Origin of the sequence: Pseudomonas sp. NY11955 (assembly GCF_048068035.1) — a bacterium.
In the GTDB taxonomy this organism is placed as follows: domain Bacteria; phylum Pseudomonadota; class Gammaproteobacteria; order Pseudomonadales; family Pseudomonadaceae; genus Aquipseudomonas.
Genome location: NZ_JBLUPS010000008.1, coordinates 233,532 through 259,105, shown reverse-complemented (window position 1 = coordinate 259,105; position 25,574 = coordinate 233,532). Strand labels below are relative to the sequence as shown.

The window sequence follows — 25,574 nt, the reverse complement described above, 5'->3', positions numbered from 1 at the left end:
CGAAGTCATGAACGGTCTCGCCAGCTACTTCTGGATTGCCGTGGCGGCAATACTTCTACTCATTGATCTGTGGGCCATCGTCAGCGTCTTCAGAAGCGATAAATCAGATGCAGTCAAAGCGGCTTGGGCCCTGCTGATCGTGGCGCTACCGCTGGTTGGCCTGGGGATCTGGGGCGTTGCTGGCCCGCGCGGCATCAAACGAGGAACCGGGCCCACTTCCGACGAGCACAGCAAAGGCTGACATTTCCGAGCTCCACCTACAGGGGTTTCAACATGATCAATCAAACGACAGGCATGAAATCAGGCGAACGCTATCGCGTGGAGAACGTGGAGCGCGCTCATCAGTTTCCAGGCTTCTTTCAAGACGGGAAGTATTATCTGGGCCCTGAACTTCTCACCGCCGTGGGCTGGCTTGAAGGTACACGCTTCATCTACGACAGCCTGGATGCCGAAGGTGAACCTGTTTTTCCAAACCGAGAAGCAGGCACGGTGGAAGGGCTGACGTTGACCCTGGTCGATGGCACCACGCTCGAACTCTCGCGGATCGAGGCCAGCGAAACCGTTGCCGCCCTTGACCACAGTGCCTCGGGTAAAGAACGAGAAGCGTCCGACAGTGCCGCTTCGGTCAAAGGGCCTCTGCGCGGCAAGGTTGTGGTGATCACTGGCGCGTCCAGCGGTATAGGCCGAGCCGCCGCGCATGCGTTTGCGTGCAAAGGTGCTCGTCTGGTACTCGCCGCACGCGACGAAGAGGCGTTGTTCGATGTTCTGGATGAATGCACCGATTGCGGTACGGATGCCATAGCGATCACCACCGACGTCACCCACAGCGACCAGGTTCAAGCGCTGGCGGCGCAGGCAGCCGAATTTGGCCATGGCCGAATCGATGTCTGGGTCAACAACGCCGGAGTTGGCGCGGTCGGCATTTTCGAGGACACCCCACTGGAGGCGCACGAGCAGGTCATCCAGACCGACCTGATCGGTTACCTGAGAGGTGCCTACGTCGCCCTTCCCTTCTTCAAGGCGCAACGCAGCGGCATTTTGATCAACACGCTGTCGCTGGGCAGCTGGGTGGCCCAACCCTATGCCGCCGCGTACTCGGCGAGCAAGTTCGGCTTGCGCGGACTGACCGAGGCGTTGCGGGGCGAATTGACGGCGTTTCCCGACATCCATGTCTGCGATATCTATCCTGCGGTCATGGACACACCGGGCTTCCGAGACGGAGGCAACTACACCGGACATGCGTTGACACCACCAGGCCCCATATACGATCCCGAGATGGTGGCAAAGGCTATGGTGGCCTGCGCAATCTCGCCTCGTGCTCACACCACGGTTGGCACTGCGGCGCGCCTCGCGCATTTGGCCAGCTACCTTATACCAGGCCTGCCTCTGTTGTCAGGAAGGTTGACGCGCTGGGGGATAAATCGCAGCCCCATAGCCGAAGCATCATCAGGCAACCTCTTTGAGCCGCCAAGTGGCAGGAGGGGCATCGACGGAGGCTGGAGGAAGCCAAAAGACAAAACGCCGCTGCTGATCGGCGCAGCGGCGCTGGGAATCCTTGTGGGCTTTACACTCACACATTCACGACGCAGGGATAGCTAGAGGGAGCTCTGCTTACAGAGGAATGAGCGTGGTTTCATTGCGAGATCACGTTCGATCCCTACTCTGCTGACTACCTCGTAGGATTTACCGGGAGATAGTCCTCCCCTGCTACCGCTCTCAAGTAAGCAGCGTCAGCCTCCAGGCGAAGATCGCGCCATTCCTGCCAGCCGATAATCCCTCGACGATCCATCTCATCGGCCTGGCGAAGCAATTCGTCGTGATAGTCGTCAGGCGAGTCCATTCTTAAGGCCCTACATTCCAGCACGCGGTACCAGGCTGCCAAACAGTTGAGCCTCAGCAATTGGGCGACGGATAGGTTTTTCTCGAATGTTCGCATCAGTAGGTCTCACACGCTAATGAAGGGTTGAGCCACGAACATTCAAGAGGTTCAGTGGAGCGGTTTCAGCGGCGTCGATGCGTCCAGAGGATCGCTTGACCACGCCGGCGTGGCTGACGGGTCGGCGTCTGCGCCAGGTCAATTGCTGCCCTGGCACTTTTCAGTTGAACAGCCATCAGGAGACCCTATCCTTCCACGCTTCGTATCTGGCAAGGAGCGGCTGGACACTCAACCCATGCAGCACAATGCTCAACGCCACCACTGACAGCACCAGGTTGATGCTCTGCGCGGCCAAGGTGGGAAGCAGCCCATGATTCAGGGCATAGAACAGGTAGTAGAAGCTGCCGATACCTCGGATACCAAACCACCCTAAAAGGCCGCGCTGGCGGATATCCAGCATTCCTCGAGCCGGGAACAACAGGATACTGATGGGGCGAATGACAACAAACAAAGCACCGGCAACCATCACTGCCCGCCAGTCCCAATGCTCAATGAGCACCACCCCGAGCAGGGTCACCAGAAATACTTCCATTGCCCGTTCGATCAGGCTACCGAAAGCCAACATGTCACCCAACATGATCCCCGCTGCGACCTGCGAGTCGTCGAGCCCTTTCACATCGCCTTTGACGGCTAGCTCCGGCGCCACGTGCTGGTGACCTAGCACAGGCTGTACCAGATGTTCAGCAGCCGGCTGTTCTGGGCTATTGGCGGTCTGAACCTCCGCCTGCCGTAAACCCAGGCCCGCGGCGAACACCGCGAGGAATCCATAGGCCTGTATCGACTCGGCGCTCACGTATGCCAACGCAATCAGGGCAAGGGCCAGATAGTCATTGGGCGAGACGGTGCTGTCGTCGTTGCGCAGACGCAAGAACAGCGTAAGCTTTCCCAGGCCGCGCCCCATCCAATAGCCAAGCAGCATGCCTGCGGTTACTGCCCACAACAGGTCCTTGAGCAACCAGTCACTGAACCAGGCCTGGCCATTGTCCTGCTGCAGGAACAGTCCAAGCATGACGAAGGGAAACGCCACGCCGTCGTTGAGCCCTGCCTCACCCGACAAGCTGAAACGGACAAGATCATCGTCCCGGGCATCAACCACCTGCACCAGGGTTGCGAGCACGGGGTCAGTGGGTGCGAGGATCGCCCCGATCAGCACCGAGATACCCCATCCCAAGTTCAGACCGTAATGCAGCAACAGCGTAACCCCAGCGATGCAGAGCAACATCACTGGCCCCGCTAGAAAAAAGGCGCTGCACCAACGGCGGTTGTGCAAGGGCAGGCGTAATTTCAACCCACTGAAGAACAGCGAAAACAACACCGCGACCTCTGTGAGGTGCTCCATCCAGCCGCTCGACTTGCTCAAATCCAGCTGAAGAAAACCCAGCCCCGATGTACCCAGGCCGATACCCAGGGCAAGGCACACTACAGACGAGGTCACAGGGATCCAGCGTAGGTAGGCGGAAGAGAGTGCGAGCAGCAGCAATACTGCGTCCAGCATGGCGAACCAGACGATGAAGGTCATCTGCGCAGAAGCCTTGGGAAAGTTTTCGAGTACTTTTTTGACTTTCCGGCACGCCACGTCGTTCCGCTGCGCTTATTGGATTGATATCCCGCACCGCTCGTCGTACCAACCGCAGATTGAAACCAACACGCCGGGATCAAGCCTTTCGAACCGGTATGAACGTTCTCAACTGCAGGAGCTTCCACGATGCGAGACTTCCCTACCCCCCCTTTCCCTTCGCAGCCTCAAAACGTCCCTGGCTCACAGCGCAAGATGGAGCCCTACCCGGATTGTGGTGAGCAGTGCTATACCGGCCACAATCGACTCGAAGGCAAAATTGCACTCATCACCGGAGCAGACAGCGGCATCGGGCGGGCAGTAGCGATTGCCTATGCCCGTGAAGGAGCCGACGTCGCCATCGCTTATCTGACTGAGCATGAAGACGCGCAAGAAACCGCGCGCTGGGTTGAGTCCGCAGGCCGTCAATGCCTGCTGTTGCCCGGAGACTTGGCGCAGAAACAGCACTGCTATGACATTGTCGAAAAGACCGTCAGCCAGTTCGGGCGTATCGACATCCTGGTCAACAACGCGGCGTTCCAGATGGCCCACGAAACCTTGGAAGAAATCGACGATGATGAATGGGTGAAAACCTTCGATACCAATATCACCGCCATCTTCCGTATTTGCCAGGCGGCACTGCCTTCCATGCCCAAGGGCAGTTCGATCATCAATACGAGCTCGGTCAATTCCGACGATCCATCCCCCAGCCTGCTGGCCTATGCCGCGACCAAAGGGGCCATTGCCAACTTCACTGCCGGCTTGGCTCAGTTGCTAGCCAAGAAAGGCATTAGGGTCAACAGCGTCGCGCCTGGTCCTATCTGGACGCCTTTGATTCCGGCAACCATGCCGGAAGAAGCCGTCAAGAACTTTGGTTCCGGTTACCCGATGGGACGACCGGGGCAGCCGGTCGAAGTCGCGCCGGTCTACGTGCTGTTGGGCTCCGACGAGGCCAGTTACATCAGCGGCTCACGTTACGCAGTGACTGGCGGCAAACCGATCCTTTAGCGAAGAGGCTCGCCGTGCTGGCGAGCCTCGTTTTTACGTGGCAGTCAGCGTTTGTACCGTTCTTGATCACGAGCCGTTTTTTGCGCTGTCGAGTCATGTGACGTACCGGTGGATCCATCCGGACGATGAGCATCGTTGTCTCGCTCCTCTTCCCCCTGCGGTCTCGTCTGCGCACCTTCCTTTTGCCTATCGCTCACTTTCTTCATGTTGCTCTCCTGCCATTGCCTTTGCACAAGGGAAGCCAAAGCGCGGGCAAAGTTCATGTGGGGTTTACTTCTAGAGACAGCCGGAAAAGAGGCGATGAATCCATTACCGGGAAATGGCCTTGGGTGCCTCCAGAGATAGCGGTGCCAACCGTCGCTAGCGTTGAACCGTGTCACTTGGCGGGAACTCAACCACAAGCAAGCGCTTATATCCAATCCGTGATGAGGTAATGCCATGAACGCTATCGACTTACTGATTCAAGACCACAAGCGGGTGAAAAAGCTGCTCGAAGAACTGTCGACCAGCACCGAGCGCGCAGTGAAGAAACGGGCCGAGTTACTCCACAGGATCGAGCAGGAGTTGCAGATCCACACCACCCTTGAGGAAGAAATTCTCTACCCGGCCATCAAGCAAGCGGGTGGCAAGGAAGAAGCGAAGATGTACTACGAGGCCAAGGAAGAACACCGGACTGTCGACGCCCTCGTCCTACCCGATCTCCTGCATACCGAAACCGGCACTGTCGAATTCGCCGGGCGGGTCAAGGTCATGAAGGAATTGTTGGAGCATCACATCGAGGAAGAGGAAGGCGAGCTGTTCCCCACCGCGAAGAAGCTGCTCGGCAAGGACACCCTCGAGGAGCTTGGGCAAACCATGGAAATGCAGAAAAAGATGCTCAAGGGCGAGCAGCGAGCAGCTTAGTCAAGCGATCACCTGCCAGCGCCGGGGACGCTGGCAGGTGATCAGCTTCAGATACCCCATCATCATTCGGAAGGTGTCATGGAATATTGGATTAGGTTACTTGAATGGCCTGCGATGTTGATGACCGTGCTGGCAGCGTGGTGCATCGGTTCGCGCCGTCCGGGGCGGAGGAAGGCAGGTTTCTGTTGTTTTCTTGCAAGCAACGTTTTGTGGGCCGCCTGGGGCTGGCAAGCAGAAGCCTGGGCATTGATCCTCCTGCAATTTTGCCTCTGTGCCATGAATCTGCGAGGGTGGCGAAAAAATACACAACTGCAAGCGAGGGCGTGAACACGCTTATGCCATTGGCAGGGATATGCGGAATGTGGTGCCCGATGAAGAGTTGGATTCCACGTCGATAGCCCCTCCATGCCGGGCTACGATCTCGCCCACGATGAACAGGCCAAGACCCAGCCCACCGGATGCCTCGTGATGTTCCGACGTCAGTCGCGAGTATCTGGCCTGGGGGTTGAACAGATGAGGCACTTCATTCGGCGCAATGGGCTTGCCCCAGTTATGTACACTGAACTCGACAGCTTCAGGGCGTTGGATCAATGTTACGGTGATAGGCCTGGCATGATCACCGTGGTGAAACGCATTAACTATCAGGTTGGAAAACACCTGCCCCATCCGGGTGGCGTCAAACTGGCCGAATGCTTGCTGGCCGCCTTTCAGCACAATAGTGATCTCGGGCCGAGAAACGCGTAGCTCTTCCACAATCGTGTGGCACACCTGGGAAAGGTCGACAGGCTCTTTCTGGATGGGTATGCCACTACCCAGGTTCGCTTTGGCGAGATCGAGTAGATCAGTCACGATTTGCCTGGATCGTGTCACACTGGCCGCAATCTGGTCTGCAATTTTTCGGTCGCGCTCGTTCAGCTGAGCTTTACGGCTCAACATCTCGGCGCCCAGAAGGGCTGCCGTCATCGGGGTTCGCAGATCATGCCCAAGCACACCCAGTACCAGTTTCCTTGTTGTCTCCACCGCGATGCCGTACGACGTGATGGATTCGCCCAGGGCTTGATCGATGGCCTCGTTGAAACGAACCATGTCCTCGATAGCATGGGGTTCATCAGCCATTGGCTGCGAAAACCAAAGACGCAGCACACTTGCGCGCAGTGCACGATACTCTGCAACCACTTGGTCAAGCGTGAACCCGGCACTCAGCCGGGTAACCGCATGGGCCTGGGCGGCTGTTTCGACCGAACTCGTTGCCTGCATGCCTCGAGACTTCTCAAACTGCTCGCGGGCTGTCTGCGAGGATGCCATGTCCAGTGCAACGGTTCGCAGCATGGCTTCAGCATGGTTACGCAGGCCTGCAGCATCAAGGTCCGGCATAGGGGTCTCGACGGTGCGAGCAAAATCCTCCCAAGCCTGGAGAATGAGCTCGATGTTCTGTGTAATGAAGTCATAGAGCCGCACGTCGGGTCCTCGGCGTAATCGTAGGCTTAAGAGGTGAATGTTCAGCATAGCCGACGCTGATCACTAAAGATGAACGCGATGAGGGGATGTGCGTGTAGCTTTCCCGATGGGTGCCAAGTCCAGACGCCTGTCTAATTCACCCGTTCCACGGATCATCCCCGCTGACAGCTAGCGTTGCTGGCGGCGCCCGCCCAACTGGATCCAGACCGGCGCATGATCACTGGCCTTGGCTTCGTTGCGCACCCAGGCATCCACGCCCGCCCGCTTCAGATAAGGGCTGAGACTGGAGTTGAGCAGCAGGTGATCGATACGGAGCCCGGCATTACGCGCCCAATGATTGCGAAAATAGTCCCAGAACGTGTAGATGCGCTGCTCGGGATACAGGTGACGAACAGCATCGACCCAGCCCTGCGCCAACAACTGTTGGAAACACGCCCGCGATTCAGGTTGCAGCAACGCGTCCTTGAGCCATGAGCGCGGGTTATAGATGTCCAGATCGGTGGGCACAACATTGAAATCGCCAGCCAACACCACAGGATGGCTGCTGCTCTGCAGGGTTCGGGCATGCTTGATCAGGCACTCGAACCAGCGCAGTTTGTAATCGAACTTGGGGCCAGGTTGCGGGTTGCCATTGGGGAGGTAAAGGCAGCCCACCACTACGCCGTGCGCCGCAGCTTCCAGATAGCGGCTCTGCTGATCGTCCTGCATGCCGGGCAGCCCCCGACGTACCTCCAGCGGCTCGCTATTCCGCGCCAGGATCGCCACGCCGTTCCAGGAGGGTTGCCCTTGGTACAGGCAACCATAACCTGCCGCTTCGATGGCCTGGCGAGGAAACTGCTGATCGGCCGCCTTCAACTCCTGCAAGCAGGCAATGTCCGGTTGCTCCCGCTCCAGCCAGGCCAACAGCGCGGGCAGGCGGCTGCGGATGCCATTGATATTGAAGGTGGCGATCTTCAGCGCTTTCATGCGTCTGGGTCGCTCACATGTGCCTTTACGGCATCTTCCAGTGCCCGGATATGTGCCTCGTCGGCCAGTGCCTTCAGCGTCAACCAGTCATCCCAGTCAATGGCACCATCGTCCCGCAGCGCCTCGGCGGTGCGAACCAGTTCATGGTGGTAGGCGTCCGGCGATTCGCACCGGTAGCTGATGTCGTCGTACTGCGCGTACCAGGCTTCAAGTTCAGGAATGCTGCGTTCGATGCTCATGACGGCCGCCTCGTTCTATCCCTGCTAGTGAGAGCCCTAGTGCTGCGCAATGTTCAACCGCAATGGTCAGTCGGTAAGCCTCCCTACCACTGAAGTAGTGCATTGGAACTTCTCACCCTGTCCGAGACGTCCCACATCCACACCTGGCGAAAACGGAGATTGAACGATGAGTGCAAAACTGAGTGGCAAGCGCGTTGCCTTTTTGGTCACCGATGGCTTCGAACAAGTGGAGTTGACCGGACCTCGCGAAGCCTTGCAGAAAAATGGGGCCGTGATCGACATCCTGAGTGACAAGGAAGGTACTGTCCGCGGCTGGAACCATGACAAGCCGGCCGATGAGTTTGCGGTGGACGCGACGTTCGACAGCGCCCACCTCGACCTTTACGATGCCATCGTGCTACCGGGTGGGGTACAGAATTCCGACACCATCCGCCTGATACCTGGCGCCCAGAAACTGGTCAAAAGCCACAATTCAGCCAGCAAGCCACTGGCGGTCATCTGCCACGGCGCCTGGCTGCTGGTATCGAGTGGACTGGCCAAGGGCAAACGGATGACCAGCTACAAGACCTTGCAGGATGATATCCGCAATGCAGGTGGCCACTGGGTCGATGAAGAGGTAGTGGTGGACGGCAACTTGATAACCAGCCGCAAGCCGGATGATATCCCCGCCTTCAGCGAGCAATTGATCAAAGCCCTTGCTGGCTAGCTGCCTGACCCATGAACTGGCAAACAACGGGTTTGCCAGTTCAACAAGCCCACGCCTTATGTCCGGCATGGCAGGCATGTCGAGCTGTGGAAGACGAGCCGGGGCAACAGATGGATGCAGGTGCGACAGGCATTCGTCCACGGTAGTCAGGCTTACGCTTTCTTTTCCACGTCCCTGGGTGGTTTCGCGGGGCCCTGCGGATCCACTTGAGGGTCATCCAGATCCGGAGAGTCCGGATCGAACCCCAGGTCCTGATCAGTCGTTGCATGATCGGAAGAATGGGGGCCTTTCTGCCGCTGATCGTCGGGTTTGTTCATCATCTGCTCTCCGAAGTGTGAGAAGTGTGGTTTGTTCACCGTCACGGCCTTGCCCCTGTCTGAACAATGCCATGGCTTGATTTTGAACACGTCAATGGGAGTCCTCCCTGTCCGGCCCCGCTTCGTCGTGCTCCCCCAGTTGCTGGTATCGCTTTCGAAGCGCATGGAGTTCAGCTGGCCCCATATCCTCAAGGTCGAGCAACGCCTTATGCGCCCGTTGGGTAGTGCGCAACAGTTCGTCAAGTTTGATGTGCAATTCGTCGCTATCACGGTTTTGGGTATTCTGGATCAGGAACACCATCAGGAATGTGATGATCGTGGTCGACGTATTGATGACCAACTGCCAGGTGTCGTTGAAATGAAACAAGGGCCCGCTTACGCCCCAGGCAATGATCAACATCAAGGCAATAACGAAGGTCAACGGCCGCCCGCTATGGTTGGCTAGCCATTGTGCAAACCGATCAAACTTCATGACTGAGCCTCCTTCATGGTGTACCTCAGTGGAACCCAGGCATCCGGTGGAGGATTGCAACACCGGTAAAGTTCCCTTTTTGCATGGCCACCCACTCGTCAATCGCACTGAACAATCCGGTCCCGGTACCTGTCGCTACTGTTAATTACAGGAGCGCAGGGACTTATGGTGAGCGAGATCCGCATCGGAATTTCCGGTTGGCGCTATGGCCCATGGCGCAAGGACTTCTACCCCGAGGGGCTGTGCCAGGACGACGAGCTGGCGTTTGCCTCGCGGGCAGTCAACAGCATCGAAATCAACGGTTCGTTTTACGCACTGCAAACGCCCGAGCGCTATGGCAAGTGGCGGGACGAGACACCGGCGGGGTTCGTGTTCTCGGTCAAAGCGCCGCGCTACATCACCCACGTACGCAGGCTGCGCGAAATCGACGAGGCGCTTGCCAACTTCTTCGCATCGGGCCCCTTGCTGCTGGGTGACAAGCTGGGCCCCTTCCTGTGGCAGTTTCCCCCAAACCTGAAATTCGATGCGCAGCGCTTCAGCGACTTTCTGGCCAAGCTGCCACGCGACCGCAAAGCCGCCCGCAGCCTTGCGCGCCACGCCGCCGAACGCCTGCAAGGCAACGGCGGCACGGCCGTGCCGGGTAATGCGCACCTTCGCCACGCCGTGGAAATCCGCCACCCCAGCTTCCTCTGCGACACCTTCATCGACCTGCTACGCAAGCACAAGGTTGCCCTGGTGGTCGCCGACAGCGCCGGCAAATGGCCCTATGTCGAAGAGGTCACGGCCGATTTCGTGTACCTGCGCCTGCATGGCGATGTCGAACTGTACAGCAGCGGCTACACGGCCAGGGCGCTGCGCCGCTGGCGCCTGCGCATCCAGGCCTGGGCTGCGGGCAGCCAGCCTGAGGATGCTCAGCGTGTGGTGCGCCGCGCCCCGGCCAAACGCACCTCCCGTGACGTCTACTGCTACTTCGACAACGACCAGAAAGTCCATGCCCCTTACGATGCCCGGCGCCTGCTGGACAAGCTAAACCTTGACGGCGAGCTGGTGACCGAACCAGGCGTCAAGCCGCAGGAGCCGCTATGAACCCGACACTGCCTGCCCCCCGCTGCATCATTGACAAGGTCAGCGCCGTACATCGCCTGACGGTACTGACCCTCAACGTGCACAAAGGCTTCACCCTGTTCAACCGCCGCTTCATTTTGCCGGAGCTGCGCGAGGCGGTACGCTCGACCGGCGCCGACCTGGTGTTTCTTCAGGAGGTGCACGGCAGTCATCAGCACCATGCCGAGCGCCATCCGAAGTGGCCACAGACACCCCAGTACGAATTCCTCGCCGACAGCATGTGGCCGCAGTTCGCCTATGGCCGCAATGCGGTCTACCCCCATGGCGACCATGGCAACGCCCTGCTGTCCAAGTATCCCATTCGCGCCCATGACAACCTGGATGTCTCGGTCCATGGCAACGAAGAACGGGGCCTGCTGCATTGCCAGCTTGAAGTGCCGGGCCATGAACAGCTGCACACAGTCTGCGTACACCTGGGCCTGCGTGAAGCGCATCGTCAGCGTCAGGTCGGCCTGCTGCTGGCATTGCTAGACAGCCTGCCGCCAGATGAGCCGGTCATCGTCGCCGGCGACTTCAACGATTGGCGCCTGAAAGCAGATGCGAGGCTGTCGAGCCACCTGGTAGAGGCTTTCGGCAAGCCGGCATGCAGCTTTCCCGCGCGCTTGCCGATGCTGCGGCTGGACCGCATCTACCTGCGTAACGCACAAGCTTGCGAAGCACGGGTGTTGTCCAGATACCCATGGTCCCACCTCTCCGACCATGCCCCGCTGGTGGCGCAGGTGACGCTATGAAGCTGCCTTGGTGCGACGGCAACCGCGTCGAGTTGCTGATAAACGGCGAGCAGTACTACCCCCGCGTATTCGAGGCCATGGCCCAGGCACGCGAGGAAGTCCTCCTGGAAACCTTCATCATCTACGACGACAAGGTCGGTCAACCCCTGCGCCAAGCCCTGATTGATGCCGCGCGGCGCGGGGTGCGGGTCGAGGTGGCGGTGGACGGCTACGGCACCGCCGACCTGCCTGACGAGTTCATCTCGTCGATGACCGAGGCCGGGGTGCGTTTCCATTCATTCGATCCGCAACCGCGGCTGGTGGGCATGCGCACCAACCTGTTTCGCCGCTTGCACCGCAAGATCCTGGTAATCGACGGGCAACGCGCCTTCATCGGCGGCATCAATTACAGTGCCGACCACCTGGGTGACTTCGGCCCCCAGGCCAAGCAGGACTACGCCGTGGAGGTCGTCGGCCCGGTAGTGGCCCAGGTGCATGCTTCTTCCTGCCGTATGCTCGCACCGGTGCTGGATGCCGCCAGTAGGGTTCAGCCGGGCGGCATCGCTTCTGGCCCGGCCAGCGCCGTACTGGTGGAACGCGACAACCAGCGCCATCGCAACGATATCGAAGCCTGCTACCTGCAGGTTTTCCGTGAAGCAAGGCAACGAATCGTCGTGGCCAACGCCTACTTCTTCCCCGGCTACCGCTTGCTGCGCGAACTGCGCAACGCCGCTCGGCGCGGGGTCGAGGTGACGCTGATCCTCCAGGGGCAACCGGACATGCACTGGGTACGCGCGCTCTCGCGGCTGCTCTACAACTACTTGTTGCGCGACGACGTGCGCATCCATGAGTACTGCCAGCGGCCGCTTCATGGCAAGGTTGCGTTGGTGGACAACGACTGGTCCACCGTAGGCTCAAGCAACCTCGATCCACTGAGCCTGTCGTTTAACCTTGAGGCCAACCTGCTGATCCGCGACCCCGCGTTCAACGAACACCTGTACCAGCACTTGACCGAACTGAGCCGGGAGCACTGCAAGGCCGTGACGCTGGAGCGCATGGTGCGCGGCTACTGGTGGCGTGCTCCGCTGATCTTCCTGGGCTTTCACATCACGCGCTACTTCCCGCGGATCGCCGGCTGGTTTCCGGCGCACAGGCAGCGCCTGCAGTCGCTGCAAGCCGACGGCGAGGCCCCGGCCGATTACCACGGGGGCAAGACCTGATGGCCACTACCCGCTGGAAGACCTGGGGCAAACGCTTGCTGACCGTGCTGTTTCTGGTGTTGATACCAGTGCTGCTGTTCTCCCTGGCGCGCAACCTGGACTGGAACGAAGTCCGCCAATCGCTGCTGGCGTACCGGCCCTCGACCCTGGCCTTGGGGTTGTTGCTGGCCCTTTGCAGCTACCTGGTATTCGCCAGTTACGACCTGCTCGCCCGCGCCTACACCGGCCACCGCCTGCCGGCCCGCCAGGTACTGCCGGTCGCGTTTGTCTGCTACGCGTTCAACCTCAACTTCACCACCTGGGTCGGTGGCGTTGCCCTGCGTTATCGCCTGTACAGTCGGCTGGGCCTGGATACCCCGACCATCACCCGCATCCTCACCTTGGGGCTGCTGACCAACTGGATGGGCTACCTGCTGCTGGCCGGCACGGTATTCGCCCTGGGCTTCGTGAAGCTGCCGGAAAGCTGGGCGGTGGGTGCCAGCGGCCTGCGCCTGATCGGCGTACTGATGGTGGCGGTAGCGTTGGCTTACCTGTGCGCCTGCGCCTTCGCCAAGCGGCGCACGTGGGCGCTGCGCGGGCACGAAGTCACCCTGCCGAGCCTGCGTCTAGCGCTCTGCCAGGTCGCGCTGGGCGCAAGCAACTGGGCGCTGATGGCAGCGCTGATTCACCTGCTGCTGCCACACGAGCTGTTCTATCCCTCGGTGCTGGGTGTGTTGCTGATCAGTTGCGTCGCCGGTGTGGTGGCCCACATTCCCGCTGGGCTTGGCGTACTGGAAGCCGTATTCCTGGCGCTGCTCCACGGCCAGCTAGGGCAAGGCACCCTGGTCGCGGCGCTGCTGGGCTATCGAACGTTGTACTACCTGATCCCGCTGCTGTTGGCGGTGGTGACCTACCTGGTTCTCGAGAAGCGCGCCAAGGCCCTGCGCAGGCAGGCCGGGGCAGCCCTCGACAAGCGCTGACGGGCCTTGGTGCCCGGGAGGTATATCATGCGATTCGCTCTGTACATGGCAATGCTGGGCACTCTGAGCAGTGGGCAGGTGTTGGCCGAAGGTTGCGACGTGGTTACCCGCTCATCCAGCGAGGCGGTCAAACCCGTGCAGCAGCACACTTGTTACAGCTACAGCGACATGCCCGCTGAAGCGATTGCCTGGTCGTGCAGCAACGAAAGCAAGGAGATGTTAAACAGCCAGAAGCGTCGGGTTGAGCGTTGCCCCGACGGCAGCGTTGGCAGCTGTATCGCGCCACTGACGCAGGAGACACTGGCCAACCCCGATGCCGCTGGGCGTGATGAACCTGCCACCCGCCCTGCGCTGCCCAAGAATGCGCGGATCATCACGTACTACTACGACACCCCCAGCCTAGGCCAGGCCCGCAGCGATTGCGAACGCAACAACGGTGTCTGGCAGACCCATTGAGTGCGTCACTCAAGCCAGACGCGTGACGGGTGCGTTTCCACATGATCTCAACTCCCGTCTCACATCTGGCAGCAACTGGCCTCATGGCGAGATCGGATCGCTCGCCGGGAATGTTTCTTCCAGTGCATTATCGACATTGGACTCATTCGACGCAGCCAACTCACCACACTTGCAGTCGCTCATTCGACAGGGTTCGCCATTGCGATGGCCCTTCGCACAGGCCTCGCAGCAATAGGCCTTGCCATCCTGGACCACTGCATTGGCATCCACGGTGCAAGAACAATGGGGGCAGGAACAACGTTGCTCATTCATCACGGCTCTCTCCCTTCGTCATCGGGCACCACGTCATCGGTCCACGGCTCGCCGTCCAGCGGCGCGGAGCGGGCCAGTTCGGCTTCGTCCAGGCCGAAGCCGCCACCGATCTCGTGGGCCTCCACCTGGCGCAAGGCCTTGTCCGCCGGACCGCCGCTCCCAGGCTCATCCGGATCGCGGGCACCGGTCTCATCAAGCAGCGTATCGGGGCTCAGGTCATCGAGGGTGACATTGTCCTCGTGCAGGCTGTCGCTCAGCGCCTCGCCGCCGGTCATGCCGCTTTCGGCGACACGCCGGGGCGGGTAATCCTCGGCGATCTCCCGGGCCGGACGCTCGTCGCCGACACGCCCCTGGCGTTCATCGCGGCGTTCGCTGAAATCCAGCTCGTGGACGCTGCCCATGCGGTCCTCGGTGTCGTCGATCTCAATGGGCGATCTTGGGTCATCAGGTGTGGACATGAACGCTCTCCATCTGTGGGCTTCATCCGGTCGACCCTCCCCGGCGGCAAATGATTCAGAGTTTCTGCCTGCCCCGTCCCACGCATTTTTTTGAACTCCTCGCGCCACCGCCGCCTCCCAATCCTGAAACCCGCGAACCCTTCCGGAGCCCGTCATCGCCAAGCCCCTGCAGGAGTACCAGCGCAAGCGCGCCCGCCCCCGCTCAGCCCATGCGTTGCAGTGCTGCATCCAGAAGCACGATGCCAGCCACCTGCTCTACGATTTTCGGCTGGAACTCAACGGCACCCTCAAGAGTTGGGCCATTCCCAAGGGCCTCTCACTGGATCCCAAGATTCGGCGCTTGGCAGTGCACGTGGAGGATCACCCGCTGGACTACGCCAATTTCGAAGGGCGCATCCCTGAAGGCCACTACGGCGCCGGCGATGTGATCGTCTGGGATCGGGGCGTCTGGGAGCCCGAGGGCGACCCACGCGAAGCCTATGCAAAGGGCAAGCTGCGCTTTCGCCTGCAGGGCGAGAAACTGTCAGGGGTCTGGAACCAGTTCCGCACCCCCTGGACCTTGCCGCCACGACGGTCGGGGCTCAGGTAGTAGGGAGTGTCAAACTGTTGCAGCGGGATATGGCTCCTTGTCGGTGTCCTTGCCGGTCACCTTGTTCACCCGCTTGTAGCCAACCGGCTCCATGCTGCGCTTGTCCAGCCAGTCGAAATCCACCCGCTCGCTGCGCACCGCGGTATTCAGCGAGACAGGGATGTGCACCAAGCCGAAGCTGATGGCGCCTTTCCAGATTGACCGGGCTGGCTGTAGCGCAGCGCGCCACAGCGTTCGCAACACTGGCAGTGAAGCCCGGCGACTTCACATACCGACACGCTGCGCCATTGGCAGCCACGCAGCAGGCAGAAGAGCTTCATCAGCCACCTCCCTGGTCCTCTGGGGTATCCGGGCCCTTACTAAAACTGACTGCGCAACGCCGCGAAGGTTTATCCGGATATCCCGGTCAGGCCATCAGGGCAACGGCTTGCCCCCGGCCCTATCGATGGTCGTTCATCACCTGCCCGGCCACTGCGCGCAATGCCTGGCGGTTATCCAGGCCCTGTTCACGGGCCAGCGCGAAGGCTTGGCGCTGGCGATCGGCACTGCTGCCCTCGCGCAGGATGTGCCGGGCCTGAACGAATGAGCGCTCGGCATCGGCGGTGTCAGCCGGGCACTGTTGCTGCAGCTGCGTCAACCAGCCCTCGGCACTGACCGGCTGTTGCTCGTGGACACCGATGAAGGTGGCCAGGCGGCCCTGACGCAGGGCACGCCAGTAGTTTTCCTGGGTGACCCAGCGCATCTCGCGGCTGGCGGGGCCATCGTGGCGGGCCAGCGCCTGCTCGACAAGGTGGCGAAACAGGCCGGCGACGGCCAGAACATCTTCCAGCCGCGGGCAGCCATCGCAGATCCGCAGCTCCACCGTCGGAAAACGCCGCGAGGGCCTGATCGCCCACCAGAAGTCGCCATCCTCGGCCAGGCTGCCGGTACGTTGCAGCAATGCCCGGTAGCGCTGATAGGCGCTCCAGTCCGGCAAAGGCTCTGGCAGCCCCATGTGCGGCCATTCCCCGCACACTGCGCGGCGGTAGCTCATGTAGCCGGTATCCTCACTTCCCCAATACACCGACGAGGTACTGAGCGCCAACAACAAGGGCAGCCAGTACAGCACCCTATTGATCACCCGCATTCGATCAATGCCCACCGGTACGCCAACGTGCACGTGCAGGCCATTCAACAGGCTGCGTCGAGCCACCAGCTGGTAATCGTCGAACAACTGACGATAGTGAGGGGTGCCACGTGGGCGCTGACGCAGCCACTGGGCGCTGGGGTGGCTCGCCGCGCCGTATAGCCCGGCGCCCTCGTCGGCCAGCGCCTGGGCCAGGCGCTGACGCCGCTCGCCAAAGAAATCACGGGCCTGGTGCAGTGCGTCGAATATGGGCGAAGCGATCTCTATCTGGCTGTGGAACATTTCCTCGGCGAACCACGGGCCCAGCGCATCCCGACAACAGCGCACCACAGCTGCTGACGGAGCAGCCATGACCTGCCCGGTGGCCAGCTTCACCAGCAGGTATTCTTCCTCGATGCCAAACGTGCACTGCCGCGCCACGACGCGATCAGCCGCGACGCGTGACGGTCAGGGCCACAGCGGCAATGCGCTCGACTTGCTCGTAACCCGGTTCAAGCAATTGCTCACCGAATACGTCTGGGTCCAGCTCGCGATAGAACCAACTGAACGCAGGCCCCGCCAGGCGCAACCGCATGGCTTCGAGCAACGCATCGCGCCCCTCGACGATGGCGACACCGGTGTACAGCAGCAACGTGCCCCCGGGCGACAGGCGCTCCCGGGCTTGCTCGACGATGCGCAGCGACAGCTCGGCACCCAGTGCGCCGCCGCCGTGGCGGTAGGCGCGCTGTCCGGCGTCGAGCATGTACGGCGGGTTGGCGACGATCAGGTCGAACGTACCTGCGATGTCATTGAGCAGGTCACTGCGCTCGACCGAAACATTGGCCACACCGGCCAAGGCGGCATTGATGGCGGTGTAGCGCAATGCCATAGGGTTGATGTCCACTGCGCAAACCTGAGCGTGTTGGGCGGCGCGAGCGATCAGCAACGCCCCGACACCGCTGCCACAGCCGATGTCTACGGCATGCTGCACGCGCTCGGGCGTGCTTCTCAAATGATCGTGTATCAGCTGGGCGAAACGGTAGCTGTCCGGGCCAAAGAACACCGCGTCGCGGCTGTCCGTTGGCCAGGCAGCATGTACCAGCAACAGATCGTCCAGGCTGGACCAGCGCACAGTGCTGCGCCACAGAGTCCCCTGTGCCTCCAACACCCTGGCAAGGCGTAGCTGCTCCAGTTCGTCAGGGCTGAGCAGCGACGCGGCAAACGGTCGACTCCAGCCGAACACATCACGCAAGGTACGCGCCTGCTGCGCATCGGCCCGGGCATTGACCCTGGCTTGGGACGCCGGCGTCACGCAGGTGAAACGATAGCCGTCGGCACGCAGGCGACGCCCCAACTGCAACAAGGCCTCATCGGCACGGATCTGGTCCTGGTCGAGCAGCATCAGTAGAGCCCTCCTTGCATCAAGCCGGTGGCCTGAATGAACGCGCGGGTGGCGTGCAGGCCCTCCGGGGTAGCATGCCGATTGCCAGCCATCGCTTCGATCAGCGCTGCCATGTCTGCAGCCTGCGGCGCAAGGGGTGGTTCGTCTGCCAACTGCAAAGCGTGCTCCCACTGCCCTGGCGGCACCCGACGGATTTCTGCGCCTTGCCAGTCTCCGGAGATCCAGTCATGCCAAAGCTGCTTTTCATAAGCATCGAACACACCGAACATGGCCGCTACAGGGCCTTCTATCAGTGACCAGAAGCGGCTTTCTCGGGGATCGGTGTCCCGCTTGATCCAACCCTGAACCTGTAGCGTATCCAGAAAATCAGGCATCGCGCCGGGTTCGGCAAGCCACTGGTTGATGGTGCGTCCTTGCAGGCAACAACGGTCTGAATGCATGCACTGCCCATAGATGCGCTTGCGCTCCAGCGCGCCGAGCAATTCGGCCTGCAGGTCGAACGAGGCGATCAACGACGGCGTGTCGATCCCCAGGTCATTAAGACGGTAGCCATGCCTGACACGCTCGTAGAACGCGGGTCGCTCATCCCGCACCAGCTCGGTGAAGCTCTCTACGGCGCGGCGCGCATGGCCGCTGGCGGCATTATCGATGGTCACATGCAACTGGAAGTAATGGGCGTCGATACCCAGCTCGGCCAGCTCGTGGGTGGTGATCAGCAGATGCAAGGGGGGCTGTTCGTAACCCAGGTTGTAACCGATCACTTCTGGAAGAAAACGCTCGCAGTGCTGGCCGAGCGCCAGTTGCAACGCGCCCTGCAGGTAGCGAGCGGGGTCAAGCGATGGCTCCTGCAGACAACCAAGGCGACTGAGCAAGCGCTGGTAGATCAACACGTGATTGCAGCGTGGGTCACCGTCTCCGAGTTCTTCGAGGAAGGTGCGGATAAGCCCATGGAAGCGCGGGTCCTGCCAATGCCAGAGGGCTCCGTGTAGCCATGCGCCGTCGACCGCTTTGGTCGGCGCGACTTGCTGCAAAAACCACAAGGCATGGGCACGATTGGCAAAAAACCGACGGGGGCCGCCATGACGCCGTTGTTCCAGGTAGGCCGCATGCTCGCTGGCGACACGTCCCGCATGGTTATCCGCCCATTGCGGGAGTAGCCCAGGATCATCTGGCAGGTCGTCGGAAAGCGCACGGGCTAGACGCAGTTGCTCCTCCAGCCAGGCCTCGGTGGTTGGCTCCGGGCCCTCAAGTAGCGCTCGATAGCGATGCTCCAGCCCTAATTTGGCATTGTGAGTCCTTATACCTGCCGGTGTCATCGCCACCATGCCCTGTACCTCGCTCATGGGTTCTGCGGTTTGGTCTCAGCTGGAGGGGCGGTTGCAGGGTCACTGGGTTGCTGCATCTGAAGCGACGGTTTACTCGGGTCGGCATCCTTCGCTGGATGGTCGTTATCGCGGTCGAAGCAACCTCCGAGCAGCGTGAAGCTGGCAGTCAACAACAGCGTGGTGAACAGGTTGCTTTTCATGTCGAGCTCTCGCTTATTTTGAAGACTTATACCAACGAGTCCAACGCGCCCCCCTGAATTCGTTCTGATTACGACATAGCGGATGAGCGGTGCCCGGAAACGCAGATTGCTCTGCCGCGGCCGCCCTGTATTCAAGAAAAACTAAACCTTCACCCACACCTGCGGCTCAACCGAGTGCGACATTGAGGTCGCGCCAACTGCACGAAGGAGTGAGATATGAACGCACCATTCTTGAAAATCGCCGGAGTTACCCTGTTGATGGGCCTGGCGTCGCTGCAGGTTCAGGCAGCGTCTTCGGACGACTTCGTCGATGCGGCAACTGAAGCCGGCATCGCCGAAGTGGTTACCAGCAACCTGGCGCAGGAAAAGAGCCAAAGCGCAGACATCAAGCAGTACGCCCAGCAGATGGTCACAGACCATACCAAAGCCAATCAGGAACTCGGTGATATCGCCCGCAAGCTGGACATCAGCGTGCCCGACGAAGCAGCGCTGACCGACAAGGTCAAGAAGATGATTCTCGAATGGCGCGAGGAGTCGTTCGATCGGTCATACGTCAATAACCAGGTCGACGCGCACGAAAAGGCCGTGGAACTGTTCAAGAAAGAGGCCGCCTCCTCCGACAAGCCGGAGCTGAAGGCCTTTGCCAGCGACAAGTTGCCAACGCTGCAACACCATCTGGAAAAGGCCAAGGCGCTGCAAGCGACCCACGGCAAGTAACCCACACGTCACCGCGCAATCCCCAGGGCCGTCCTGCGGCCCTGCCTTGAGCCATCTGGAGGTGGGCTCCCTATGAATGATCGAATCATCAAACTGTTCACCGACACCACATTCTTCGGCATTTCTATCCTCAACCTGCTGGTAGCGCTGTGCGTTGCTGTGCTGACGTTCCTGATTGCCAGAGCTGTCATCGGCCTGTTGATGCGCCGGGTGCAGCGCTGGTCCGAACATGACGGGGCAATGAGTCAGGTGCTGGCCAAGGTACTGGCCGGCACCAGCAACAGCCTGCTGCTGCTCGCTTCGCTGCTGGTGGGTTTGAGCATGTTGGACCTGCCCGAGCGCTGGTTGAGCCGGGTCAGTAGCTTGTGGTTCGTGGTCGCTGCCCTGCAGATCGGCCTCTGGGTCAATCGCGCCATCGCGCTGGGCCTGACCCGCTACTTCAGCCGGCACAGCGCCGACGGCCTTTACCAAGGCAGTGCGCTGGCCACGCTTTCGGCCTGGGGCGCGCGCGTGCTGTTGTGGTCGGTGGTGTTGCTGGCCATGCTGTCCAATCTGGGCGTCAATATCACCGCCTTCGTGGCCAGCCTGGGTGTGGGCGGTATTGCCGTCGCCCTGGCCGTGCAGAACATTCTGGGTGACCTGTTCGCCTCATTGTCGATCGCCGTCGACAAACCGTTCGAAGTCGGTGACTTCATCGTCATCGGTCCGCTGGCGGGCACGGTGGAGCACGTGGGGCTGAAGACCACACGCATCCGCAGCCTGGGCGGTGAGCAGATCGTCATGGCCAATGCCAGCATGATCAGCAGCACGATCCAGAACTACAAACGCTTGCAGGAGCGACGCATCGTGTTCGAGTTCGGCTTGTCCTACGACACGCCCACTGATGCGGTAAAACAGGCGCCCGCCATCGTCGAAGAAGCGATCAAGGACCAGCAGCAGGTGCGCTTCGACCGTGCCCACCTGCGTGGTTTTGGCAAAGAGGCCCTGGAGTTCGAATGCGTTTATATCGTGAAAGACCCGGGCTACAACCTCTACATGGACATTCAACAGGCCATCAACTTTCACCTGCTAGAGCGCTTCAACAGGATCGGTGCCAAGTTTGCGGTGCCAGTACGTGCCATCAAGGTTACCGCACTGCCGCAACCCCTCGAGCAGCCCCAGGCCCTGTGAGCGACCGCGGCACTTTGGCCAGCGTGGGCAGTCCTAACTTGAACCCCGCTCGTCGAGTCATCGGTGCGAGGCTTATAATCGCTGCCACTGCTCACTCCCGGTTCGCACAAGGCTCGTGCCCATGAAATCGTCCAGCAAGACCACCCTCGCGTCGCCGCACAACCCTGCGCTGAGCCCCAGCCACCTGGATTTCCCGGTGGTCGGCATCGGCGCATCGGCCGGCGGACTGGAGGCGGTACAGGCGTTTTTCCAGCACGCCCCGGAGCATTGCGGCATGGCGTTCGTCGTGGTGTTGCACTTGTCGCCAGACCACCAGAGCCAGGCAGACCGCCTGATCCAGCGCGTCACGCGCATGCCGGTGTGCCAGGTGAGCGAACCGGTACCGATCGAGCGTGATCACGTTTATGTGATTTCACCGGCCAACCGGTTATCCACCAATGACGGCTATCTTCGGGTCAGCCCGGCCAGGCGCAGCCGCGGCGACCATGTGGCCATCGATCTGTTCTTCCGCGACCTGGCCGACGTCCACAAGGACCATGCGTTCTGCGTGATTCTTTCAGGCAGCGGCAGCGATGGCGCGGTGGGCCTATCGCGCATCAAGGAACAGGGTGGCGTGACCCTGGTGCAGTCGCCCGATGACGCCCAGTACCCCGACATGCCCAAGGCCGCCATCGCCACCGGCATGGTCGACCTGATCCTGCCGGTAGCCGAGATTCCCGGCAAGCTTCTGGAACTGTGGCGCACGGCGCGCAAGGTCAACCTGCCAGAGATCGAAGACGACAGCCTGCCACCGCCCCTTGGCGAGCGCTCAGGCGACCCGGCGCAGAGCGACCCGCTGCTCGACGACATCCTCACCCATTTGCATACCAGCACTGGCCATGACTTCCAGCACTACAAGCGCGCGACCGTCCTGCGCCGGCTTGAGCGGCGCCTGCATGTCACTGCGCAGACCGACCTGGCCAGCTATCGCAATTACCTGGAGCATCATCCGGAAGAATGTCGCGCCCTGTTGGCTGACATGCTGATCGGCGTGACCAACTTCTTCCGTGACCGGGATGCCTTCGAAGCCCTGCAACAGCAGGTGATGCCGGGCCTGGCCAATGACGACAGCGAAGACCTGCAACGCGAAGTGCGCATCTGGTCGGCGGGTTGCTCATCGGGAGAGGAAGCCTACAGCCTGGCGATGATCGCGACCGAACAGCTGGCGCTGGAGCAGCGCAGTGCCAAGGTTCAGGTGTTCGCTACCGACCTCGACGAACGTGCGATCAACGTTGGCCGGCTAGGCGTCTATCCCGATGCCATCGCCACCGATGTACCCACAGCCAGGCTGCGTCAGTTTTTCATCAAGGAAGACCAGCATTACCGGGTGCGCAAGGACATTCGCGAAAAAGTCCTGTTCGCCCGGCACAACCTGTTGTCCGATCCACCGTTCTCTCAGTTGGACCTGGTGGTATGCCGTAACTTGCTCATCTACCTGGACCGGGAAGTGCAACGGGAAATCCTGCGGCTGTTCCACTTCGCCCTGCGCAAAGGAGGTTACCTGTTCCTGGGCAGTTCGGAATCAGCGGACGTGGCGGCCGACCTGTTCATTGCCGTGGACAAGCGCCATCGCATCTTCCGGGCCAGGGAAGTGGAGCCGGCGCGCCGCCCGGGGCGGCTTCAGGCGCCCGACGCGCAAGCAGTACGCGCCAAACCCAAGCCCCTGCGCAAGCTATCCTATGCTGAAATCCATCACCGTGCATTGTCCAGACGCACACCGCCCAGCCTGATCGTCGATGCTGACGGCAACATCTTGCACATGAGCGATGGTGTCGGCCGCTTCCTGCGCCACGCCGGTGGCGAAGTCAGCCCCAGCCTGCTGAACCTGGTACTCACGCCGCTGCGCCCTGCCCTGCGCAGTACCCTGTTGCAGGCTCAGAACACCGGCCAGCCGGTCAGCTCGGGCGCAGTGATCACCACAGTCGACGATCAGCGCGTCGAAGTCCAGGTACAGGTACAGCCCCACCATGACGAACCCAGTGGCAGCGAATGCCTGCTGGTGGTTTTCCAGGTTCGCGAAGCTGATCCCCACAACCCGCCTGCTATTCAGCAAACCGAAGGCATGGTGTTGAGCACCCTGGAGCGCGAACTGCAGCGTACCCGTCAGCAGTTGCAGGAAACCATCGAGCAGTCGGACATCTCCAGCCAGGAGCTGATGGCCTCCAACGAAGAAATGCAGGCGATCAACGAAGAGTTGCGCCTGGCCAGCGAAGAGCTGGAAACCAGCAAGGAAGAGCTGCAATCCATCAACGAAGAACTGCTGACGGTCAACTACGAGCTCAAGACCAAGGTCGATGAAACCGACAAGATCAACGACTACCTGAGCAACCTGATCGCCTCCACCCAGATCGCCACCGTGTTTGTCGACCGCAACTTGCATATTCGCTGGTTCACCCCTGGGGCCACCGCCATTTTCAGCATACTGCCGGTCGACACCGGCCGCTCGCTGCTCGACATCACCCATCGTCTGGAATACCCAGGCCTGGCAGACGATGCACGCGCCGTGATCGAACGCGAAACCACGATCGAGCGTGAAGTGATCGGCCAGGACCAGCATTGGTACCTGGCGCGCCTGCTACCGTACCGGGCCAGCGAGCAGAATGTCGATGGCACCGTGCTGACGTTCATTGATATCACCAAAAGCCGCGCAGCCGAAGAACGCTTGCGCCAAGGTGAGGAGCGCATGCGTCTGGTCGCTGAGAGCACCCATGACTTTGCCATCATCCTGCTTGACGAACAGGGCCTGATCATCGATTGGAACACGGGCGCTGCGTTGATCTTCGGCTACGCCAAGGATGAAGTGATTGGCCAGCACTATGCGCTGATCTTCACCGATCAGGACCGCGAAGATGGCGAACCAGAACGTGAACTGCGTGCCGCGCGCCTGCATGGCCGCGGCCAGGACGAACGCTGGCATGTGCGCAAGGACGGCAGCCGCTTCTATTGCAGTGGCGAAGTGTCACGCCTCAAGGGCAGCAGCCTGCGCGGTTACGTGAAGATCGCCCGTGACCTGACCGGCCACAAGCGCCTGCAGGACGAACAAAGCAAGCGCCTGGCCGAGTCACAAAGCTCCAGCCACATGAAGGACGAGTTCTTCGCGGTGATGTCCCACGAGCTCAAGCACCCGTTGAACCTGATTCAGCTCAATGCCGATATCTTGCGACGTATACCATCGGTCACAAGTACCGGCATGGCGAGCAAAGCGGTCAACGTCATTCGCGAAGCGGTCACCAGCCAGGCGCGGATCATCGATGACTTGCTCGATGTAGCGCGCATCCGCACGGGCAAACTCAAACTGAAGACCCAGCCGGTCGATTTATGCGCCGTGCTGCAAGGTATCTGCTCCGTAGCCTGCAATGAACAGCGCGGTCGCAGGGTTCGGCTGACGCTGCCGGCCGATGGCGAACCGGTCTATGTGGAGGCCGACAGCACCCGTGTCGAGCAGATCATCTGGAACCTGCTGAACAACGCACTGAAGTTCAGCCCTGCCGATGGCGAAATTCTGTTGAGACTTGCTCGGCAGGATGAGCAGGCGCGACTTGAAGTCATCGATCAGGGCATAGGCCTCGCCAAGAACTCCCTGGAAGATATTTTTGAGCTGTTCAACCAGGCTGCACCCACCGGCCATGGGCGAGAGGGGCTAGGTATTGGCCTTTCCCTGGTTCGTCAATTGGTAGAAGCCCATGGCGGAGCGGTCAGCGTAGAGTCTCTCGGCATAGGCCAGGGCTGTACGTTCATTATCACCCTGCCTTTGTGCGCGTACGCCCAGCAACCCCAGGTGCAGGGCGAAGTCCTGCCATCAGAAGGTCGGCTGAAAGGGGTTCGCATCCTGCTGGTGGATGACTCGGTCGATGTGCTGGAAGTGATGGAACAATTGCTGTTGATGGAAGATGCCGACGTCGATGCCTACAGCGACCCGAAACTGGCGCTGCAGTCGGCGGCAGATGCGCGTTACGACGTGATCATTTCCGACATTGGCATGCCTGGCTTGGATGGCCATGCACTGATCCGGGCGCTGCGCGGCCTGGAGCATCTGCGCTACATCCCTGCCATCGCGTTGACTGGCTATGGGGCAAGCGCGGACCAATACAAGTCTCGCCAGTCCGGTTTTGACCGCCACTTGAACAAGCCGGTGGGTTATGACGACTTGATTGACGCGATCGAGCGCCTGAATGGCTCAGCGTCGGTTTGAATAGGTGAAGATGGGCTTTACCGGGGGCGACTCAC

At 60.7% G+C, this 25,574-nt stretch carries 27 protein-coding genes and 3 pseudogenes; 15 read left to right on the top strand and 15 right to left on the bottom strand.

Annotation, left to right across the window (positions count from 1 at the left end; translation table 11 throughout):
• Window positions 1-7: 7 nt before the first annotated feature.
• The gene (locus ACNFBR_RS17235; RefSeq protein WP_014859183.1) at window positions 8-241 is read left to right on the top strand and encodes a PLD nuclease N-terminal domain-containing protein; all 234 of its coding nucleotides are present in this window, start codon (window positions 8-10) and stop codon (window positions 239-241) included.
• Between the two features lie 32 nt (window positions 242-273).
• Window positions 274-1,599 (top strand): SDR family oxidoreductase, encoded by a 1,326-nt coding sequence (locus ACNFBR_RS17230; RefSeq protein WP_416736032.1) that lies wholly within the window; start codon window positions 274-276, stop codon window positions 1,597-1,599.
• Between the two features lie 70 nt (window positions 1,600-1,669).
• Here ACNFBR_RS17230 and ACNFBR_RS17225 read toward each other — a convergent pair whose 3' ends face one another.
• Together ACNFBR_RS17225 and ACNFBR_RS17220 are read right to left on the bottom strand one after the other, a co-directional pair.
• Window positions 1,670-1,936, bottom strand: a complete 267-nt coding sequence (locus ACNFBR_RS17225) for a hypothetical protein (RefSeq protein ID WP_416736031.1) — start codon at window positions 1,934-1,936, stop codon at window positions 1,670-1,672.
• A 175-nt stretch (window positions 1,937-2,111) separates the two neighbouring features.
• Complete coding sequence (locus ACNFBR_RS17220; protein WP_416736030.1) at window positions 2,112-3,455, bottom strand: cation:proton antiporter; 1,344 nt, start codon at window positions 3,453-3,455, stop codon at window positions 2,112-2,114.
• A gap of 186 nt (window positions 3,456-3,641) precedes the next feature.
• On the opposite strand from ACNFBR_RS17220, the gene ACNFBR_RS17215 reads away from it, so the two are divergent.
• The 3 genes from ACNFBR_RS17215 (at window position 3,642) to ACNFBR_RS17205 (ending at window position 5,729) form a co-directional block, all read left to right on the top strand.
• Window positions 3,642-4,499 carry an SDR family oxidoreductase gene (locus tag ACNFBR_RS17215; protein ID WP_416736029.1) on the top strand — a complete coding sequence of 286 codons (858 nt, stop codon included), beginning with the start codon at window positions 3,642-3,644 and terminating at the stop codon, window positions 4,497-4,499.
• A gap of 438 nt (window positions 4,500-4,937) precedes the next feature.
• Window positions 4,938-5,402: a hemerythrin domain-containing protein gene (locus ACNFBR_RS17210; protein WP_416736028.1), complete on the top strand. Its 465-nt coding sequence runs from the start codon at window positions 4,938-4,940 to the stop codon at window positions 5,400-5,402.
• A 78-nt stretch (window positions 5,403-5,480) separates the two neighbouring features.
• Window positions 5,481-5,729 (top strand): hypothetical protein, encoded by a 249-nt coding sequence (locus ACNFBR_RS17205; protein ID WP_279879965.1) that lies wholly within the window; start codon window positions 5,481-5,483, stop codon window positions 5,727-5,729.
• A 6-nt stretch (window positions 5,730-5,735) separates the two neighbouring features.
• Here the strand turns inward: ACNFBR_RS17205 and ACNFBR_RS17200 are convergent, their stop codons facing one another.
• The 3 genes from ACNFBR_RS17200 to ACNFBR_RS17190 all read right to left on the bottom strand — a co-directional run bounded on the left by ACNFBR_RS17200 (window position 5,736) and on the right by ACNFBR_RS17190 (window position 8,065).
• Entirely contained in the window at window positions 5,736-6,860 is a 1,125-nt protein-coding gene (locus ACNFBR_RS17200) for a sensor histidine kinase (RefSeq protein WP_416736027.1), read from the bottom strand.
• Window positions 6,861-7,028: 168 nt separating this feature from the next.
• Window positions 7,029-7,826 (bottom strand): exodeoxyribonuclease III, encoded by a 798-nt coding sequence (gene xth, locus ACNFBR_RS17195; protein WP_416736026.1) that lies wholly within the window; start codon window positions 7,824-7,826, stop codon window positions 7,029-7,031.
• Complete coding sequence (locus tag ACNFBR_RS17190; protein ID WP_416736025.1) at window positions 7,823-8,065, bottom strand: hypothetical protein; 243 nt, start codon at window positions 8,063-8,065, stop codon at window positions 7,823-7,825. The genes xth and ACNFBR_RS17190 overlap by 4 nt, the downstream gene beginning before the upstream one ends.
• Before the next feature lie 166 nt (window positions 8,066-8,231).
• On the opposite strand from ACNFBR_RS17190, the gene ACNFBR_RS17185 reads away from it, so the two are divergent.
• Complete coding sequence (locus ACNFBR_RS17185) at window positions 8,232-8,771, top strand: type 1 glutamine amidotransferase domain-containing protein (RefSeq protein ID WP_119370200.1); 540 nt, start codon at window positions 8,232-8,234, stop codon at window positions 8,769-8,771.
• 152 nt (window positions 8,772-8,923) lie between these two features.
• Here ACNFBR_RS17185 and ACNFBR_RS17180 read toward each other — a convergent pair whose 3' ends face one another.
• Complete coding sequence (locus ACNFBR_RS17180) at window positions 8,924-9,088, bottom strand: DUF6021 family protein (protein WP_225850712.1); 165 nt, start codon at window positions 9,086-9,088, stop codon at window positions 8,924-8,926.
• A 91-nt stretch (window positions 9,089-9,179) separates the two neighbouring features.
• Entirely contained in the window at window positions 9,180-9,560 is a 381-nt protein-coding gene (locus ACNFBR_RS17175) for a low affinity iron permease family protein (protein ID WP_119370201.1), read from the bottom strand.
• 165 nt (window positions 9,561-9,725) lie between these two features.
• Here ACNFBR_RS17175 and ACNFBR_RS17170 point away from each other — a divergent pair, with 165 nt between their 5' ends.
• Genes ACNFBR_RS17170 through ACNFBR_RS17150 form a run of 5 tightly spaced genes read left to right on the top strand, consistent with a single transcriptional unit; the run spans window position 9,726 to window position 14,030 of the window.
• The gene (locus ACNFBR_RS17170) at window positions 9,726-10,646 is read left to right on the top strand and encodes a DUF72 domain-containing protein (RefSeq protein ID WP_416736024.1); all 921 of its coding nucleotides are present in this window, start codon (window positions 9,726-9,728) and stop codon (window positions 10,644-10,646) included.
• Window positions 10,643-11,416, top strand: a complete 774-nt coding sequence (locus ACNFBR_RS17165; RefSeq protein WP_416736023.1) for an endonuclease/exonuclease/phosphatase family protein — start codon at window positions 10,643-10,645, stop codon at window positions 11,414-11,416. Before ACNFBR_RS17170 ends, ACNFBR_RS17165 begins: the two co-directional genes overlap by 4 nt.
• The gene (gene clsB, locus ACNFBR_RS17160) at window positions 11,413-12,615 is read left to right on the top strand and encodes a cardiolipin synthase ClsB (protein WP_416736022.1); all 1,203 of its coding nucleotides are present in this window, start codon (window positions 11,413-11,415) and stop codon (window positions 12,613-12,615) included. The genes ACNFBR_RS17165 and clsB overlap by 4 nt, the downstream gene beginning before the upstream one ends.
• Window positions 12,615-13,574, top strand: a complete 960-nt coding sequence (locus tag ACNFBR_RS17155) for a lysylphosphatidylglycerol synthase domain-containing protein (RefSeq protein WP_416736021.1) — start codon at window positions 12,615-12,617, stop codon at window positions 13,572-13,574. The genes clsB and ACNFBR_RS17155 overlap by 1 nt, the downstream gene beginning before the upstream one ends.
• Before the next feature lie 27 nt (window positions 13,575-13,601).
• Window positions 13,602-14,030, top strand: a complete 429-nt coding sequence (locus ACNFBR_RS17150; protein WP_416736020.1) for a hypothetical protein — start codon at window positions 13,602-13,604, stop codon at window positions 14,028-14,030.
• Between the two features lie 81 nt (window positions 14,031-14,111).
• Here ACNFBR_RS17150 and ACNFBR_RS17145 read toward each other — a convergent pair whose 3' ends face one another.
• On the bottom strand, window positions 14,112-14,342 hold the full coding sequence (locus ACNFBR_RS17145) for a metallothionein (protein ID WP_416736019.1): 231 nt from the start codon (window positions 14,340-14,342) through the stop codon (window positions 14,112-14,114).
• The gene (locus ACNFBR_RS17140) at window positions 14,342-14,800 is read right to left on the bottom strand and encodes a phosphotransferase system, HPr-related protein (RefSeq protein WP_416736018.1); all 459 of its coding nucleotides are present in this window, start codon (window positions 14,798-14,800) and stop codon (window positions 14,342-14,344) included. Before ACNFBR_RS17140 ends, ACNFBR_RS17145 begins: the two co-directional genes overlap by 1 nt.
• 154 nt (window positions 14,801-14,954) lie before the next feature.
• On the opposite strand from ACNFBR_RS17140, the pseudogene ACNFBR_RS17135 reads away from it, so the two are divergent.
• A pseudogene (locus tag ACNFBR_RS17135) lies at window positions 14,955-15,350 on the top strand (DNA polymerase ligase N-terminal domain-containing protein); the annotation flags it as partial.
• Window positions 15,351-15,355: 5 nt separating this feature from the next.
• Here ACNFBR_RS17135 and ACNFBR_RS17130 read toward each other — a convergent pair.
• The 6 genes and pseudogenes from ACNFBR_RS17130 to ACNFBR_RS17105 all read right to left on the bottom strand — a co-directional run.
• Window positions 15,356-15,620, bottom strand: a pseudogene (locus tag ACNFBR_RS17130) (Ku protein); the annotation flags it as partial.
• Window positions 15,587-15,709 (bottom strand): annotated as a pseudogene (locus tag ACNFBR_RS17125) (PSPA7_2676 family Cys-rich small protein); the annotation flags it as partial. The pseudogenes ACNFBR_RS17130 and ACNFBR_RS17125, both read right to left, overlap by 34 nt.
• 119 nt (window positions 15,710-15,828) lie before the next feature.
• Complete coding sequence (locus ACNFBR_RS17120) at window positions 15,829-16,935, bottom strand: carboxylate-amine ligase (RefSeq protein ID WP_416736017.1); 1,107 nt, start codon at window positions 16,933-16,935, stop codon at window positions 15,829-15,831.
• Window positions 16,936-16,942: 7 nt separating this feature from the next.
• Window positions 16,943-17,896, bottom strand: coding sequence for a methyltransferase (locus tag ACNFBR_RS17115; protein WP_416736016.1), 954 nt, complete (start codon window positions 17,894-17,896; stop codon window positions 16,943-16,945).
• Window positions 17,896-19,221, bottom strand: coding sequence for an iron-containing redox enzyme family protein (locus tag ACNFBR_RS17110; RefSeq protein WP_416736062.1), 1,326 nt, complete (start codon window positions 19,219-19,221; stop codon window positions 17,896-17,898). Before ACNFBR_RS17110 ends, ACNFBR_RS17115 begins: the two co-directional genes overlap by 1 nt.
• A 14-nt stretch (window positions 19,222-19,235) precedes the next feature.
• Entirely contained in the window at window positions 19,236-19,421 is a 186-nt protein-coding gene (locus ACNFBR_RS17105) for a hypothetical protein (protein WP_416736015.1), read from the bottom strand.
• A 216-nt stretch (window positions 19,422-19,637) separates the two neighbouring features.
• Here ACNFBR_RS17105 and ACNFBR_RS17100 point away from each other — a divergent pair, with 216 nt between their 5' ends.
• The 3 genes from ACNFBR_RS17100 to ACNFBR_RS17090 all read left to right on the top strand — a co-directional run bounded on the left by ACNFBR_RS17100 (window position 19,638) and on the right by ACNFBR_RS17090 (window position 25,539).
• On the top strand, window positions 19,638-20,138 hold the full coding sequence (locus tag ACNFBR_RS17100) for a DUF4142 domain-containing protein (protein WP_416736014.1): 501 nt from the start codon (window positions 19,638-19,640) through the stop codon (window positions 20,136-20,138).
• Between the two features lie 72 nt (window positions 20,139-20,210).
• Entirely contained in the window at window positions 20,211-21,308 is a 1,098-nt protein-coding gene (locus ACNFBR_RS17095) for a mechanosensitive ion channel family protein (protein ID WP_416736013.1), read from the top strand.
• Window positions 21,309-21,429: 121 nt separating this feature from the next.
• Entirely contained in the window at window positions 21,430-25,539 is a 4,110-nt protein-coding gene (locus ACNFBR_RS17090) for a CheR family methyltransferase (protein WP_416736012.1), read from the top strand.
• Window positions 25,540-25,574: the final 35 nt, after the last annotated feature.